Here is a 16,183-nt window from a genome sequence, read left to right as displayed (position 1 = left end):
GCTATTTAACAATACTGCCGAGCTTGACTTTGCGCTGGCAGGAAATAATAGCTACGCCGTCTTCATCAGAAGCAGCCAAGAGCATCCCCTGGCTCTCGATACCTCTTAGAACCGCCGGTTCCAGATTATCAACAACTATTACCTGCTTACCTATGAGCTCTTCTTTTTGGTAAGACCTCTTGATCCCCGCAACAAGTTGTTTTGTTTTATCCCCCAAATCTACTGTCAGGACATATAGCTTATCTGCATTGGGATGATCTGTAACTTCTTTTATTTCAGCAACTTTTAACTCTAACTTCTTAAAATCATCGATTGTAGCCATAATTCCTCCAAACATAAAGTGATTGAGTAATTATATTAACATAATTTAGGCCTCCAGACAAATAAATTGACTTATATAAATTTTAATCGCTTGCCTGCCCTAACAATGATTCCGAACAATGAATATCTATAGTTAGGCTATCAGTATTAAACGCTGACATTACCTTATACCCATCCGGGACCTCTTGGATTTTAATTTTATCTGGATAGCGGCTGAATTTAATACTGATTACCCCATTAACATTTACACCGTTTTCTCCGGGAGTCCTTAAGCCTAGCCCTAATAAGCCATCTGTGGAAAGTGGCTCTCTATATCTGCATTCGAAAGCTATACCTGCTTTTTTTATTGAATATTTTATATTTGGCTTAAGGTTGTATAAGATGTTCGTGCTTCTATCAAAAAACATCTTATTTGCGCTTATAAACATACTCAGATATAACTCCTGCTTAACCTTATAACTAAATGAGTTCTTGCCGGGCCGAAGGTTTATTAAATCGCCATTGCCGGACAGCCTGGCTTTAAAATAAACAGGGATATAAAGCGGATCTTTAAGAAGCCCCCTTTCGCCGTCTTCATAATTCCAGCAAGCCAAACGATCCTGGCTTATCATTTTTTCAGCCAAATCCCTATCTTTAGAGAATACTGATACATAATCAAAATTTAGATTATTATTAAACGGCAGAGAGTACCTGCCAATAAACTCAAAATCGGTAAATAATTTTTTCTTAAAATCTAACGGCGCCAGCAGAGAAAGCGAGTGGTCATAAAATACAATATCGGCATCTTTTAACGCTCTGAACATAGGCTTCAAATCGACATCGGAAAATATAGGTGGATAATACCAATAGAACCCGGCACGATTTCCGGCCAAAACCATGTAACTCGGCCCGATAGCTTTTTTAGATCTTAGTAAATCCGATATTGAAGAGAGGCATCTGCTTTGCGCAAGGAAATCATTTTTTCTAATCATAGCTTCAAATTTCACGAAAGCGAATACAATGCTTACCCCCGCCAGAAAAAACATCATCGCTTTTTTTAATTTTTTAGGGGCCTCGTTTAAGTGAAAAATAATAACAATTATAAACATTAAATGGATTGCCAAATAGTATTGAGGATATGGGGTCTTGTATAGAAATGTCAGAAACATCCCGATTAATGACGATAATAAAAGAGAGTTTATAAAACGCGTGGCTGATTTACCCTTTGCAAAGTAAACCCTTATAGCAGCATAAATAAAGATAAAAGTGATTAACCCATATGAGATCCTTAAACCTGCTGGTATCAATGGCGAAAAAAACAGCCATAGCCTCTCGCTGATATTAAATTCAGCCGTAGGATGTGCTCTTAAATTAAATAAGATAAAATAGCGCAAAAAATTATTTACCGCTTTTGCCGCAAAGAAGTAAACAAAAACCGGCAGGGCAACTATGAAAAACCCCAAAAAGTAATGCAGGTATCTTCTAAAATTGCCCCGTAAATAAATAAGCGCGAAGATAAAGATTGATACTATTGCTGACTGTTTAGCAAAAAATGCTAGCCCAAAACAGGCCCCTGCCCAGCATAAGAACATATTACGCTTGCCTTCATCGTAAATAAGCAATAAATACAAGCTACCCAACGCAAAAACAGTCATTATTGCATCCGGACGCACCTGCGCTCCATATTGAGCCCATAATGGGTCAGCGATTACCATAAGCACTCCCAACAAGCCCATAAATTTACTTTTAGTAATTGCCTCGGATATCTTAAAAACCAATAAAAGTATTAGGATAAGAACGCATATGGCAACCAGTTTCGATAATAAAAGAGCCAGGAATATGCTTTTAATATATTTAAAAACCGGCAGGTATAACAAATAAGAGAGCGGCCCGTGGTGCTGGAAGAAATCCTTATAGATCAAACTACCGTCAGACATCATCTTTGCTGATGCCAAAGTCTCAAATTCATCGCTGATCAGCGGCTGCCAAAAAGCCATAGAAAAACTAAATAAGCATGGTATCAAAAAAAATAGAAGGGTTAACATATTGCCTGTTTTTTATTTAGCGGATTAACGCTCTGCCGATGATAATATTTATACGCCTTTTAGCCGGATTTAACTACGGCACACGAAGGCCTTTACGCCATATTTAAGCGATTCCATATAACTGAACCAGAAAGGGTAATGTTTGAATAAAAATTTTATCCTGCTTTTATTAAATAAACTAAGCGCATCTTTTTTTGTCAGGCTGCTTCCTGTATGATAATGATACGCAACTGCTTCGGGACAGTACATTATATTATAGCCGCTCTTCCTGATTCTGATTGATAAGTCTATATCCTCATAATAAGCAAAAAACCGCTCGTCGAATATTTTATCGCTGAATAATTTCCTCTTGATTAGAACCGCTGCACCGCAAAATGCATTTACATGCCTGGCCATATCATATTTTCCGCTATCTTCTTCTCCAAAACCATATTCCAAAGGGTATCCCGCAGGGCTGATATCAGTACCGGCATTATTTATTATGAATCTCTGGTTCAGTATAGATCGCTCATCCAGTACGAAAGACGCCTCTGTTATTTTAAGCTTATATTCGAGCTTAACAGCCTTATTCCCATTAAGCAATAACGTCCCAACCGGCTTATTGCCGGAAGCAAGAGCAATTTTCACAATTGACCCCGTCTTAGCCGGTCTTTTTGGCATAACATAAATTTTGGTCATTAATGATTTTAATTCTCCTAAGCTGCGTACCTGTTTGTCCTGTATTATCTTATAAGGCTCATCTCCATCTATTATGATTGATTTAATCTCGATTTTCTCTGCGGGCTTATCTGTATTTAAGACCAGTACTGGATTATAGAAAAGTATCCGCGGCGCAACCGCGCCTATCCTTACATTGCTCTCTGCACAGAAAATCATGTTTTGGATACAGCGGCGCTCAATTCTCGTGTCGTTATTTAATAAGCATACGTAATCTATATCTGAGGAAATACTGCCTAATGCCTGATTATTAGCAACAGAAAATCCAAGATTAGCCCTGTTGTTCAATATTGTTATATGGGGATAGTCTTTCAAGACCTCTAGCGAGTTATCCGAAGAGCCATTATCAACAAATATGAGCTTTGAAGGAGTTATTGTTTGGCTCTCGATACTGCTCATCAGCCCTTTTAAAAACTTGGCCCCGTTATAATTGACGACTATGACCGCGACTTTAGGCATAGGTCTGATTATTCCTTAAACATTTCTTTATTGTTTCTCTTCTTCTATGAAGATATATTCCGCCATAAAAATACCTGGCGATATTCCCGTGCGGGGTTAATAGCAACGCCAGCTTGCGCATAAAACGGAAAGTAAATTTGTTAAAAACAGCGATGACCAGCGCGTGCTTGATAAGTTTTCCAGGCCTATTACTCCAGGAAAAAATCCCATAATCAAGAAGTTGGCCCTTGGCCTGCGGTGATTTCTTCAGCCAATAAGCAACGGCTGCCCCATCCCTCTGAGCAATATTCATATATTCGTCAAAATCAAGAGGATGATAATGATATCCGGCTATCTCCGGATTATATTTAATCTCTAATCCGTGCTTAAACAATCTATATCCAAGCTCAACATCATCATTATGCATGACATTCTCGTCAAATTTGCCATTTTCTTCTATAAATTTTTTTCTTATAGATAAATTGCAGGTTATAAAATACCTCCATGTCAGGCGGGTAACATTATCAATCCCGTGCCACGCCCTTTCCATAAAAAGAAAACTCAATTTGTGCCCGGATATCTCAGGATGGGTTTTTACATTGCCTAACACAGCTAAAGACTCGGAGGGATCCAATTCATGCTGATAAACATGCAGCTTGACCATATCCGGAGAAGGAATAAGGTCATGGTCGGCAAAAATTAACAACTCTGCCACTGCCGCCTCAATGCCGATATTTCTGTTATAATTAGCCCCCCTGTTGAGGCTTTGTTTTATATATTTTATATTTAGCTTATCACTAAAGCATGCCACGACTTCCCCTGTTTTATCTTTTGAAGCATCATCCAATATAATTATTTCAAAATCAGGAGTATCTTTAGCCTGAGCAAGATAACCTGATAAGACCATCTTTAAAATATTTGCTTTATTAAAAGTGGGGATAATTATGGAAGCGGATATTTTTGGCATCTGAACTTATTCTCTTGGGTTTAGATAATTATTTATTATTAATTTTTCATCAGGTATATTTAATATCTTTTTTATCGACCTGCCTAACACTAATATGGGTAATCTGAAAATAAATTCAGCCAGCAAAGCTGATTTATAAAATACTGTAAGATTGTTATATTTTGACAACGCAGAGAACAACCTGCAATGATCCCATATTGCCAACTTTAAGCTTTTCCTGTATTTATGCATCTCCTGCTTGCTATGATACCTGATTGATGCTAACGGCTTATCAATATAGTAGCATTTGTATTTGGTGTTTATCCTGCTCCATAGTTCTATATCATTGCTGGAGGGAATACGCTCATCAAAATACCCCATTTCTTGCAGTGCTATTTTTCTTAACATTACCGTAGACGGCTCACCGATAAAATTATAATTTAAATTAAAGAAGAATTTATTTAATATCGCTCTTTTTTCTATAATACCCGGCTTAAAAGTTACCGGCCTTAACGACACTTTTTCGGAATTGCTGTCTACAATGCAGGCTTGAGATACAACCAATCCTATCTCTGGCTTTGAATCCATTATCTGGGTATTAAGCAACAAACTCTCTTTGTCCAGGATATCATCCTGATGAAATGGTTTTATATATTTTGCTCTTGAATGAGAAATGCTCAAATTATAATTCATAATCTGACCGACCCTTTTTTTGTTTCTAAAAAGACGAATCCTCGGGTCCTTATATTTATTTAAAATATCGAGCGTATTATCCCGCGAGGCATCATCAACTATTATCAGCTCGAAATCCCCGAAACTTTGATTCAACACAGAATTAACGGCTTCGTTAATATATTCGGCTCCGTTGTAAGTAGGCATGCAAATGCTTACTTTTGGTATATAAGGCTTGAATATAGACATGGTATAGTTCTCTTATTTATTTAAAGGCAGCCTGGGCGTACTCAACGACTCTTCTGCCTGCATGAATACTTGACCAGCGTTCTCTTACTGATGCGATGCCGGCGGTTTCAAGCCTATCCCTAAGGCCGGAATCAGAAATAACATTAAAAATTGTGTCAGCAAAAATACTTTCATTGCGCTCAGCAAGGTATCCGGTTTTGCCGTTAATTATACTTTCTGCGACTCCGCCTTCTCTGACTGCAACAACAGCCGTACCACAAGCCATTGCTTCAACAGGAGCTAAGCCAAATGGTTCCTGATAAGGTGCATATACGCATAACCTTGCCCGGTTATAAAGATTAACAAGCTCTGAATCACCGATCCTGCTTTTGATCTTAATACTTACGTTATTTTTTGCAGCAAGCCTTATTAAATACTTTTTCCAAAATGCTGCTATTATATCCGATACAATAATAAGATCGGGCCTGTATTCTTTTTTTATTAAACCGAGGGAATTAATAATAAAATCAAACCCTTTGGCCGGAGTACACCTGCCTACAGATATAACAAAATTTGACTTATCATAATTCAATGGCCTAAATAATTCCATATCTACACCAAGATAGCAAACTTGTGCCTGGCGGCCATAACATTTATTTATATTGCTTCTGGAAAAATGAGAATTAGTTAATATGTGCTTAGCAAACCGAGCATTTTCTCTGTCAATGGATAAACAATTACTATAAAATGCCCTTTTTATTATGTTTCTAAAATCCGCGGCTATCCCCGCTTTGGAAGAAACCTCCATAATCTTAGCCTCATGAAAACCATACGGCTGCGGACAATAATAAATATTGGGGCTGTTGATATACTTTAATAAGAACGGTGAGAATGTAAACCTATCCTGCTCAATGAAGACAAAATCATAATTACCCCCGTCTATTTCACGGGCAATTTTTTTTTGCAAATTTTCTAAGCATTTTAAGGAAACGCCTCCAGGAAGCAATGAGCGGATATTAAAAATACCTTTTTTTACATGGAAAATTTTTACGCTTCTGGCGATGCTTTTAAATGGCATGAAATCAGTATCGGCTGAAGAAGCCGTAAAAATATCGCAGATATGCCCTTCTCCTGTAATATATTTTACAAAGTTAAAGGCGGCCCTTAGTGCCCCGCCGGAAGGAAGATTATGAAAAAGTGCTATTTTCATATATTAATAATGTTTTTCTTCAATAAATACAGGTCTTGTTCCGGGTTTCCTTTGGCTCCGGCACGCACAACATCAACTACCTGAAAGTATTCTGATAATCTGTCTCTCAGATAACTCTGGCTGTGTATTGCTATACACAGATTTGACCCAGGCTTTTTGCTATTTATGACTGCTATTCCCCTATCATTAAATTCCCTGGCTTGACTGCTGTTAAGCATATGTATGTATTTATCACCGTGCAATGACACCAAAAGATATTGTTCCTTCCTCAAAATCCTCCATAACTCGGCAAAATAAAATAGCTGGCTGTTTTCTGGAAGATGCGTAAAAACCGATAATGCATATATAAAATCAAATTTATTATCCGGGTAAGGAAGTCTCGAGGACAGCTTCACGAAATCAAATTCAGCCGAATCGAAATTTACCTTACACCAATCAATAAGATATTTGTTAATGTCTACGCCGTAAATCTTGGCTCCTACATGATTGTAAAAATGGCTGATCACCCTGCCGCAGCCACACCCGAAATCCAGCATATTGTTGAAATTAAGGTAATCAATCTTATTTCTCGATAACGCCTCTTCTATAGAAAATTTTGCCAATTTTCCGCTTTCGACAAACCAAGTAAATTTAGTGCAACCCGTTACCAGATTAATCATCCTGGCAGATGGCCGGTGCCTGGCCCGGGGAAACAGCTTTCTTGATAGGCAGTAAATTATTTCTGAAAAGAAGATATAGGTATATTTTATTATTGAATTAAAGCCTGCTATGGACTTGGCAAACCAGATTTTAACTTTATTATTATCAACCATTTAATTATTTTTCATTACTGATAAAATATGTGGGTTAATTTCATGGTTAAATACCGGCTCTAGATTTAAATAAAGGCAGAGTTCATTTAATAGGCTCAAACTGAATACATGATGGTGCAGACAGCGGTTATCTGTATTATTTATTGACCGGTTTCTAAAATTATTGAAATCGCCGGCTTCGGCGTCTCTCGATAAATCGTGTTTATCTAATATCTCTTGGAGATGGCTTAAATCGGATTCTTTCTTGTTTTGGATAAAATCAGAAAGAATATGGGCAAAACTTGTATATGGCCTAAGGTGGTCAAATGTAAACCTTTTATCCGGGAGAAGAAGGACAATGACTCCCCCTTTATTTAATAACGACTTAAACTCAATTAAGGCTTTAATAGGATTGGCTATATGCTCTAAAGTATGGGAGCATAAAACAAAATCGTATTTCCTTCCGTTAAGACTGGATAAATCTGTCGCCTCAAGAATAAACTGATCCCTGAACTTTGTCGCGATTGCTTTATCGCTGATGATAGCTTCTGCCTGGCTGCGCCAGAGGTTTGTCTCTGAAAATATTACGTTATCAACCAAAGATATTGATTTATAAACTGGCAGGCAAGATACAAAGGCCGGCGAAGGCCCGCCTACTTCTAAGCCTTTTTTTCTGCTTAAAACATAATTAAAATAACTTTTAATAAGCGTGATTTTGAGATTAAACCTTAAATTCATGGCCTTATTTACGCGCGTAAACACAAATCAATTATACATCTTTTTTAATAAACTATAAATTCAAAAAATTCGGGTTTTGCAGATAAATATGCATTTGACCATCCTTAAGCAGTACTTTATAATGAAACAAAGAAATGACATGAAAATATTGATTGTTTCAAACGGTTACCCTCCGTTAGAAGCCGGGGGCACGGAGCTTTACACCAAATACCTCGCAGAACAACTTGCCAGGGATCATTCCGTATTTATATTTGTTAGGTCTGGAGGATACGGAAAAAACCAACTACGCGAAAGGACTTATTATGATGGAACGGTCAAAATCCGGGAAATCATAAATTATTGTCCGGAAATCCATGATTTTGAGGATTTTTATATTAATGAACACATCGATAAGAGTTTCGGGGCATTTTTAAAAGAAGTAAATCCGGACCTTATACATATACAACACCTTATCTACCTTTCCGTTAATTTAATAAAAATTATCCAAAAAGCCGGGATTCCTTTTGTAGTCACGCTGCACGATTTTTGGTTCATTTGCCCAATGATCCATATGGTTACAGATAAAGGGGATTCTTGCAGCGGGCCGAAAAATATCGATAAATGCCTGAATGAATGCTTAAAAGATTACTACTGTGCAATAAGGCTGTTAAAAATCACGAAAATAAACACCCCCCATGCCCTGCCGGGTATGTTCATTAAATTTATCAAACCGCTTATATTTAGAGTTGCAAAAAATAAAACCATGCGTACTGCTTTAGTAAAAAGGCTGGATATGATGAAAGGCTTGTTAAACTCCGCAGAAGCAATAACCGCTCCGTCAAACATTGTAAAGAATATATATGAATCTTATGGCGTAGGACGAAATAGAATAATCGTAACCGGACTGGGAGTAAACAGCGATTTCCTGGCTACCCATCATATAAAGCAAATAAGCCCTAAATTAAGATTTGGCTTTATTGGTTATCTTAACAATAACAAAGGGGCTCACTGTCTTATAAAAGCATTCCAAGATATAGGGGATGATAAAGCAGAGCTAAGGATTTACGGCTCAGCCGGTACAGGCGATATAAGATATAATGAGAAGATTGCGGCGTTACATAAAAATAATATCTTTGTTTTCCCCGGATTCCAGCATAATCTTATCGGCAGCGTATTATCCATGATAGATATCATAGTTATACCCTCGCTATGCCCTGAGACTTTCAGTTTAGTGTTGCATGAAGCCCTATATACAAAGACCCCTGCAATATGTTCAAGAACAGGGGTTTTCCCCGAAGTGATTAGAGACGGGGTAAACGGCATATTGTTTAAGCCAGGGGATGCGGAAGAATTAAACAGAAAGATAAAACTTTTAATAGACAATCCGGAGATCCTGGAAAAAATCAAAAGCAATATCCAGCCTGTAAAAGATATCGTGCATCACAGCCAAGAGATTGAACAAATTTATTCCCGTCTAAGACGGCATTAAACGATGATAAAATTATCCATCATTATCCCGAATTGGAATTCAGAAGAGTATATCCTGGATTGCCTTAAATCCATACATAACAACTGTCAGGTCCAGCCATTTGAAACAATAATCGTGGATAACGCCTCAAGCGACAATTCGGTAAAATTAATAACCGGGCTCTATCCTGAAATCAGACTTATCCAAAATAATGATAATCTCGGATTCACAAAAGCAGTAAATATGGGTATTGATAATGCGCGGGGAGAAATCATCCTCCTTCTTAACAATGATACGGTAGTCATAAATAAAGCTATAGATAAAATGTACGGGTTTCTCAGGGAAAACGAACAGATTGCGGCTGTATCATGCCAGTTTCTTAATCCCGACAAGACAATACAAAGATCATGCATGAACTTTCCCGGACCGGGAGCAATATTTTTCCATGGCACGATACTTAATGAATTATTCAAAAACAACCCGTTTGTAAAAAAATATTTCATGCACGGCTGGGATCATAATACCACCTGCAGGATTGACCAGCCTCCGGCAGCCTGTCTTATGACTAGAAAAGAGGTCTTTAAAAAGATTGGGTTATTTGATGAAAATTTCTACTTATATTTTAGCGATGTCGACTGGTGTAAAAGATTAAAAGAAAACGGCCTTGCGGTTTACTTTCTATCTGACTGTCAAATAATCCATTTATGCGGAGCAAGCACTAAAAAAATAAATATGTTTAAATTCTGGCATAGAGACAGGTTTAACTACGTAAAAAAGCATTTCAACCGTTTTATTTTCCTGGTTTACGTAATAGTTATTTCTCTGACATTAATAATTAAAAAAATTTCTGGCCGGATTTCTTTAAGATAAAATGTCGAGCTTATCAATAATCATAGTCAACTATAATTCAGCAGATCATATTTTAAGATGCATTGCATCAATAAACCGATTATCAATCCCTGACAAAGAGATAATCGTGGTTGATAATGATTCTACGCCCGATGACATAGCAAAATTAAAAGGCATCAATTACCCTGAAGTGAAAATCATCTTTAATCATGTTAATAACGGGTTTGCAGCGGCAAGCAATATTGGTTACAGGCATTCTAAAGGTGAACTTATATTATTCCTGAACCCCGATACCATGTTATATGCCCGGGATTCAATAGTTATTATGGCTGATTATCTCTTGCGGTATCCCGGAGTCGCCGCAGTGGGGCCGAAATTGTGGTTAGACGACGAACAAAAAGTGGCGATGAGCTCCAATTTCCTGCCCAGTCCTTTGTCCAGGTTACATGAACAACTAGGCTTAATCGGTTATGGTTCAACCTTCTATAAGATATTACAGAAGAAACTGCTAAGATTATTTACCGCCGAAAATCCTGTCCAGGTTAATATGCTTTCGGGGGCTGCATTTATGACCAGTAGAGACAGGATTAATAAAATAGGCTTATTCGATGAGAATTTCAGGCTTTATTTTGAAGATACTGATTGGTTTAAAAGGGCTCAGGACTTGGGTTTTTCGCTTGTATATCTGCCCCAATCAGAAATCGTACATTACCATAATCAAAGTGCAAAATTAAACTATAAAATCTCAATTGAATCTGCTTTAGCTTCCCAGAACTATTACCTCCGTAAGCATTATAGTTTTTTACTGAGGGGTATTTTGAAATCAGCGTTAACAATAAGCAGGCTGCTTCCAGCTAAAAATATAATCGAGGGATCTGATTATATTATTTGCCGCCTGCCTCCGGTATTTACCATAGACAATAAAACAAGAACAAATATTGGCTGCCAGAAAACAATAAAAATCTTTGAATACTCATCTAACCCTTATTTTTATCCTTGCGCCATTTCAGTTATCGAAAACAACTCTTTTGCCTTTAATGCAGATCTCTGGGGTAAGATGAAGAAAGGAAGGTATTTTGGAAGGTTTATAGGATACAATGGGTCAAGATACAGCCTTCTTTCGGGAATAATCCCGTTCGAGAATAAACATTAAAACAACCCTCAGGCAATCCTAAAATTATTCACGAGCCTGGAAATCCCTATCTTGATAAAAACAGATAAATGATTAAGCGATCTTATATATGATTTCCCCTGGGATAGTTTTATCAGCTTAATGTAATTAACCGGCAGTATTACCAGCATGCCGAATACATATATAAGCGATAATAATACTTTAAACCGGAAATTATTTTTTTTGATTTTGTACATTTCAATAAGCCTGTTCATAATACTGGGGCTAAAAATACTGGCTAATTTAATCAATTTATTAATTTGTTTTTTCTTAAAAGAATGGAAATCTTTATCAAAAAATTTATCTGCAAATTCAGGATAATCAAGCTTTGCCCTCTTATATAATTCGGTACCGTAATAAGTGACTAGCGAATAGCTCTCAAGATGAAATGGTTTGGGGGTGGATGAGATTATGCGCATTGTTTCGAAGCTATCTTCTTCTCTTTCATACGGATTATCCAGAATTACATCATAGATAGCAGCAATGCCGTATTTCTTTATGATGTTTGTGGCAGCGATAAAATCAGATTTTAATGAACGCCTTTTATAGACATCCCTCAGTATGTCGTCACTTCCGCTTTGCAAGCCCATATTGATCCAGGCAAGCCCGGAATCTTTTAATACGCCGATCTTATTCTCGTTTATATACGCAGGTATTGCCCTGATTATAAACGGCCTGCCTATAGCCTTCTTATATTTTGCGCAAAAATCCTTTAAATAATCCTCGCTGCATTCTATAAAACAATCGTCATGAAAATTAACGTATTCTATTTCTGGGTTTCTGCAAACATTCCTTTCAAGCTCTGAAATAATGTTATCCGCGCTCCTGCGTCTTACTATCTTTGTATGATATAACTGTGAAAAGAAATTATTACAACAATAGGTGCATGAAAATGGGCAGCCTCGAGTAGTCATAATATTGTACATCCTGCCAGAATACCTGGTATATATTTGCAAATGTTTTTTTGAAAACCCCTGTATTCCTTTCTCTGTAAGCACAAAACTATTTTTAAAAACACGATCGACTTCTGGAAGCCTGTCTAAGTCCGTGATAATAGGGCTAAGCAGATTTCTTTTGATAGCACCTCTGTCAACATAGGCCAGGTTATTTAGACCCCTGATATTCTTCCTGCCTTCAACGGCTTCTGCTATATCTAAAATGACATTGTCACCTTCTCCAATACAAACATAATCAGCATACTTTAAACAGCTCTCGGGATATATTGTTGGGTGTACCCCTCCCCAAATTATGGGGACACCGCTTATCTCTTTTTTAAGATACTCCGTCAATTCAGCGGCTTTTTTAAATTCATGGCTCATCAAACTTATGCCTATAAAAGCAGGGTCAACTCCGGTAATGAATTTTTTCAAACCAGGCGCCTTCTTAGGCCCGGGTACAAATCCCGGAGAAAAAAGCAAATATGAATTATGATTATTCTCAAGCAGGTTATAGTGAAGGTATTTCAACCCGCCTATCTCCAAGTTATCCTGTAATGAAATTAACAGAGCATTCATTTTGCGTGCTAAATTTTCTTGCCACAACTATCATCTCATCAAGAGGGTTCACATAAAACGACGGATTCCCTATTTTATGCAAAAGCAGCTTGCTTAATTTAGCTGATACCGGGCCAAATAAGCGCATCCTTTCAATAATAAAGTTAATATCAATATACTTACCGCAATGCCGGTTAGTAAAATACTGGACGGTGAATTTATTATTCTCAAGCAGCTTTTTTAAATTTACCCTTGAAAAATGATAAATGTGCTCTCTATACTTAGCCATATGCCACCACCGCTCCTTTAATATCCTGGCGGCTAAGCTTCCTGAGTCTTGCGTTTCAATAATCAGCATGCCATTTTCTTTCAGCATCTTCCAAGCCAAAGATAAATCCTCTGCCGGGTCAAAGGAATGTTCTATGTAATCCCACATGGTTATAATATCAAATGCATTCTGCTTATCGGAAGAATAATATGCCTTTGTGTTACCAAGGAATATCCGCTTATCCCCTATGCTTTTTTCGGCATATTTAACTGCCGCCTCAGAAATATCAAGACCGAAAGCATCCCATCCATTTTTCAGCGCTATCTCGACAAAAAACCCCGGTCCCGAACCGATATCCAAAAGCGCCCCTTTGGATCTTATCATTTTGATCAATGAATACCTTCTTGAGAAAGTCTTTAAATAATTTTCTCTTTGGGAAAAATAGTTGCCATATCCTATTAAGCTCGGATTCTTACTTTCGAAATAATTATCATTATATAATTTAGCTGCCTGTATATCGCTTAATATCGGATGGGATTTCATTAATCCGCATGCCGTGCATTTCACAATTTTGGCTTGACCGAGGTCATAAATGAGCTTAAAGTATGGATTATTGCAAACTATACATTCTTCTGAATTAATAATAAGCGCCATAGTAATATATTATAATAAATTTTGTTTTTTTAAAAGCCTATAAACGATTAAGCTGTATGAACACCAAAACGCAAAAATACTTGCTTTCGATCGCACCTATTTCCTTTATATGGCTGATATTTAATTTATCCAACTATTTATGGATAAAAAAAAATTCTGCTGAGCTAATCGGCGATCCTGCAATACACTTCTTTTTTTCGCTTCTGGCTTATGAAGGCTTGAAAAACCCGTTACTTATAATTTCCAACCCGGTTGCTTTTATAGGATACTCATTTCCTTACCCCCCATTTTTTTATTATCTGATTTCTCCTTTCTTTATCTTATTTGGCAAATGTGAATCGACCGCAATGATTGTAAACGGGGCCATATCATCATTAGCATTGTTTTTCGCGGTTTACAAGACCGCTTGCCTGCTGCACTCCAAGAAATCCGGGATATTTGCTGTCTTTATTATCGCTTTTTACCCTTATGTTTACACTATATATAAAGATTTATTTCTGGAAGTCTTCCTGACCCCATTAATTACATTATCAATATTTTTCCTGCTAAAAAGCAACTATTTAAACAAAACTAAATACATAATTTATTTTGCTATTTTTTTGGGATTATCATTTTTAACTAAATTTACGGCACCGGCCTTTATATCCGGAGTGCTATTGTTCATTTTTATAAATATATGTTCGAAGTGGAACAAATATTCTGAAAACATGAAAAAATCACTTATTAGGAATTTGTTGCTGGCAATGATGATTATTATTACGATAAGTGCTCCCTGGGTCATAATTAATAAAGGCAAAATAATCTCAGGCATATCTTCTCTTACGGAGATGGGCGTCATGCTTGGATATAAGAATTTTACCCCGGCATCTAATATATATTATTTTATTGCGCTTGCAGATGCCATTACTTTGCCAATGTTCTTATTTTTCTTCATAAGTTTATTTTTTCTGACTAAACATTTAAGAAACCTTATATTTTTGTGGATAATAACTCCTTTCATTATTTTCTTTTTTCTGTTTGTTAAAGAGGTGCGCTACCTTCTCCCTATATTCCCCGCTTTAGCAATAGCAACGTCAATCGGAATAAACGGAATGAAATCGAGTTTTGTTAGAAAATTTTCCTGTATTTTTATTATTGTATTCTTGACTGCGAGTTTTATAACCAATACCGCGGTAACACCCGGACAATGGAAAAAATACATACCAACCTACAAATGGGAGAGCGGATTTAAATTAAGGAATGATTATGACCCGATATTCTTAGAGTTCCCCAGGCATTTTTATTATCCGGCTGCAGATTATGACCGGGGAACCGATAAAATTTTGGATTTAATCAGCGCTCACAGCACCAAAGGCGCAAAAATATATGTCGGTACCGGATGCACAGACATTTATCCGGCTTTGCTGTATAAGTCAAAACTGAGGAACCTGCCGAACATTTTTTACCTTGATCGTACCGGATATATCGGTTCGGGGCTTATATCGGAGATAGACTATATTTTTTTACGCGAAGGGACTTACGAAACGTATTGTTCAAATGAGAAATTTAAAAAAATTATTCCTGGGTTAGAAAAACTTGAAAAAGCAGAATTTATTATAAATCCCGACAAAGAAAACGGAATTATTGGGATATTGATTTATAAAACGCAGAATAACCCCGCTATTTTATCCCCAGATTCTCCTAGATAGACACCGTAGGACACCTGTTTGCACCAGTGAAATACTTGACAATATAAGAAATCCTGCGGCACATCTTAAGTATCTTTCCATAAAACCTACTTTTTTAACTGGAGTGATCGGAACTGTTGGGGGTGATGAAGAAGAACGGGCCCGACGAGATTTGAACTCGCGGTCTTCAGATCGACAATCTGACGTGCTGAACCAGGCTGCACCACGGGCCCTGAAATTATCGGTACTTACAAGCGGGAATTATATTTTACCCAATTTCTTATTAAATGCAACTAAATATTGGTTCATAGTGCATGGTTCAAGGTTCATAGAAATCACCGAATCCATTAACCCATGAACAATGAACCATCAACTATGAACTAATATATGGTGGGCGCTAGAGGGATTGAACCCCTGGCCTTGTGAATGTAAGTCACACGCTCTAACCAGCTGAGCTAAGCGCCCAAAATTTTCTCTGTATTCCCTATACCAAAACATATAACCAGTCCCGACGCTCATTTGCATTCGGTCGGGATGCCGACTTCACGT

Annotated in this window: 14 protein-coding genes and 2 tRNA genes; 4 read left to right on the top strand and 12 right to left on the bottom strand. The window is 37.2% G+C overall.

The window, feature by feature from the left end; translation table 11 throughout:
* Position 1 precedes the first annotated feature (1 nt).
* The 8 genes from metG to C4533_00205 form a co-directional block, all read right to left on the bottom strand.
* Positions 2-337 (bottom strand): methionine--tRNA ligase subunit beta, encoded by a 336-nt coding sequence (metG, locus tag C4533_00240; GenBank protein RJP29457.1) that lies wholly within the window; start codon positions 335-337, stop codon positions 2-4.
* A gap of 67 nt (positions 338-404) precedes the next feature.
* Entirely contained in the window at positions 405-2,345 is a 1,941-nt protein-coding gene (locus C4533_00235; GenBank protein RJP29456.1) for a hypothetical protein, read from the bottom strand.
* A gap of 69 nt (positions 2,346-2,414) precedes the next feature.
* The gene (locus C4533_00230; GenBank protein RJP29455.1) at positions 2,415-3,521 is read right to left on the bottom strand and encodes a glycosyltransferase family 2 protein; all 1,107 of its coding nucleotides are present in this window, start codon (positions 3,519-3,521) and stop codon (positions 2,415-2,417) included.
* Complete coding sequence (locus tag C4533_00225; protein RJP29454.1) at positions 3,514-4,467, bottom strand: glycosyltransferase; 954 nt, start codon at positions 4,465-4,467, stop codon at positions 3,514-3,516. The genes C4533_00230 and C4533_00225 overlap by 8 nt, the downstream gene beginning before the upstream one ends.
* Before the next feature lie 6 nt (positions 4,468-4,473).
* Positions 4,474-5,367 carry a glycosyltransferase gene (locus tag C4533_00220; GenBank protein ID RJP29453.1) on the bottom strand — a complete coding sequence of 298 codons (894 nt, stop codon included), beginning with the start codon at positions 5,365-5,367 and terminating at the stop codon, positions 4,474-4,476.
* A 16-nt stretch (positions 5,368-5,383) separates the two neighbouring features.
* Positions 5,384-6,556 carry a glycosyltransferase gene (locus C4533_00215; GenBank protein RJP29452.1) on the bottom strand — a complete coding sequence of 391 codons (1,173 nt, stop codon included), beginning with the start codon at positions 6,554-6,556 and terminating at the stop codon, positions 5,384-5,386.
* Positions 6,553-7,368 carry a class I SAM-dependent methyltransferase gene (locus C4533_00210; protein ID RJP29451.1) on the bottom strand — a complete coding sequence of 272 codons (816 nt, stop codon included), beginning with the start codon at positions 7,366-7,368 and terminating at the stop codon, positions 6,553-6,555. Before C4533_00210 ends, C4533_00215 begins: the two co-directional genes overlap by 4 nt.
* A complete protein-coding gene (locus C4533_00205) occupies positions 7,369-8,109 on the bottom strand; it encodes a methyltransferase domain-containing protein (GenBank protein ID RJP29450.1) in 741 nt (246 codons plus the stop codon).
* Between the two features lie 64 nt (positions 8,110-8,173).
* Here C4533_00205 and C4533_00200 point away from each other — a divergent pair, with 64 nt between their 5' ends.
* The 3 genes from C4533_00200 to C4533_00190 are packed head-to-tail and all read left to right on the top strand — an operon-like array spanning position 8,174 to position 11,534.
* Positions 8,174-9,553, top strand: coding sequence for a glycosyltransferase (locus C4533_00200; GenBank protein ID RJP29449.1), 1,380 nt, complete (start codon positions 8,174-8,176; stop codon positions 9,551-9,553).
* 3 nt (positions 9,554-9,556) lie between these two features.
* Positions 9,557-10,402 carry a glycosyltransferase family 2 protein gene (locus tag C4533_00195; protein RJP29448.1) on the top strand — a complete coding sequence of 282 codons (846 nt, stop codon included), beginning with the start codon at positions 9,557-9,559 and terminating at the stop codon, positions 10,400-10,402.
* 1 nt (position 10,403) lies between these two features.
* Positions 10,404-11,534, top strand: a complete 1,131-nt coding sequence (locus C4533_00190; protein RJP29447.1) for a glycosyltransferase family 2 protein — start codon at positions 10,404-10,406, stop codon at positions 11,532-11,534.
* A gap of 8 nt (positions 11,535-11,542) precedes the next feature.
* Here the strand turns inward: C4533_00190 and C4533_00185 are convergent, their stop codons facing one another.
* Together C4533_00185 and C4533_00180 are read right to left on the bottom strand one after the other, a co-directional pair.
* Entirely contained in the window at positions 11,543-13,066 is a 1,524-nt protein-coding gene (locus C4533_00185) for a radical SAM protein (protein ID RJP29446.1), read from the bottom strand.
* Positions 13,035-13,967: a class I SAM-dependent methyltransferase gene (locus C4533_00180; protein ID RJP29445.1), complete on the bottom strand. Its 933-nt coding sequence runs from the start codon at positions 13,965-13,967 to the stop codon at positions 13,035-13,037. Before C4533_00180 ends, C4533_00185 begins: the two co-directional genes overlap by 32 nt.
* Before the next feature lie 56 nt (positions 13,968-14,023).
* Between C4533_00180 and C4533_00175 the strand changes: the two genes are divergently transcribed.
* Positions 14,024-15,655 carry a hypothetical protein gene (locus C4533_00175; GenBank protein RJP29444.1) on the top strand — a complete coding sequence of 544 codons (1,632 nt, stop codon included), beginning with the start codon at positions 14,024-14,026 and terminating at the stop codon, positions 15,653-15,655.
* A gap of 136 nt (positions 15,656-15,791) precedes the next feature.
* Here C4533_00175 and C4533_00170 read toward each other — a convergent pair.
* Positions 15,792-15,867, bottom strand: a tRNA-Asp gene (locus C4533_00170).
* Positions 15,868-16,022: 155 nt separating this feature from the next.
* Positions 16,023-16,099, bottom strand: a tRNA-Val gene (locus C4533_00165).
* Between the last annotated feature and the right edge of the window lie 84 nt (positions 16,100-16,183).

This window comes from Candidatus Omnitrophota bacterium (assembly GCA_003598025.1).
Taxonomy (GTDB): Bacteria; Omnitrophota; Gorgyraeia; order Gygaellales; family Profunditerraquicolaceae; genus Profunditerraquicola.
This window is presented reverse-complemented; position numbering and strand designations above follow the sequence as displayed.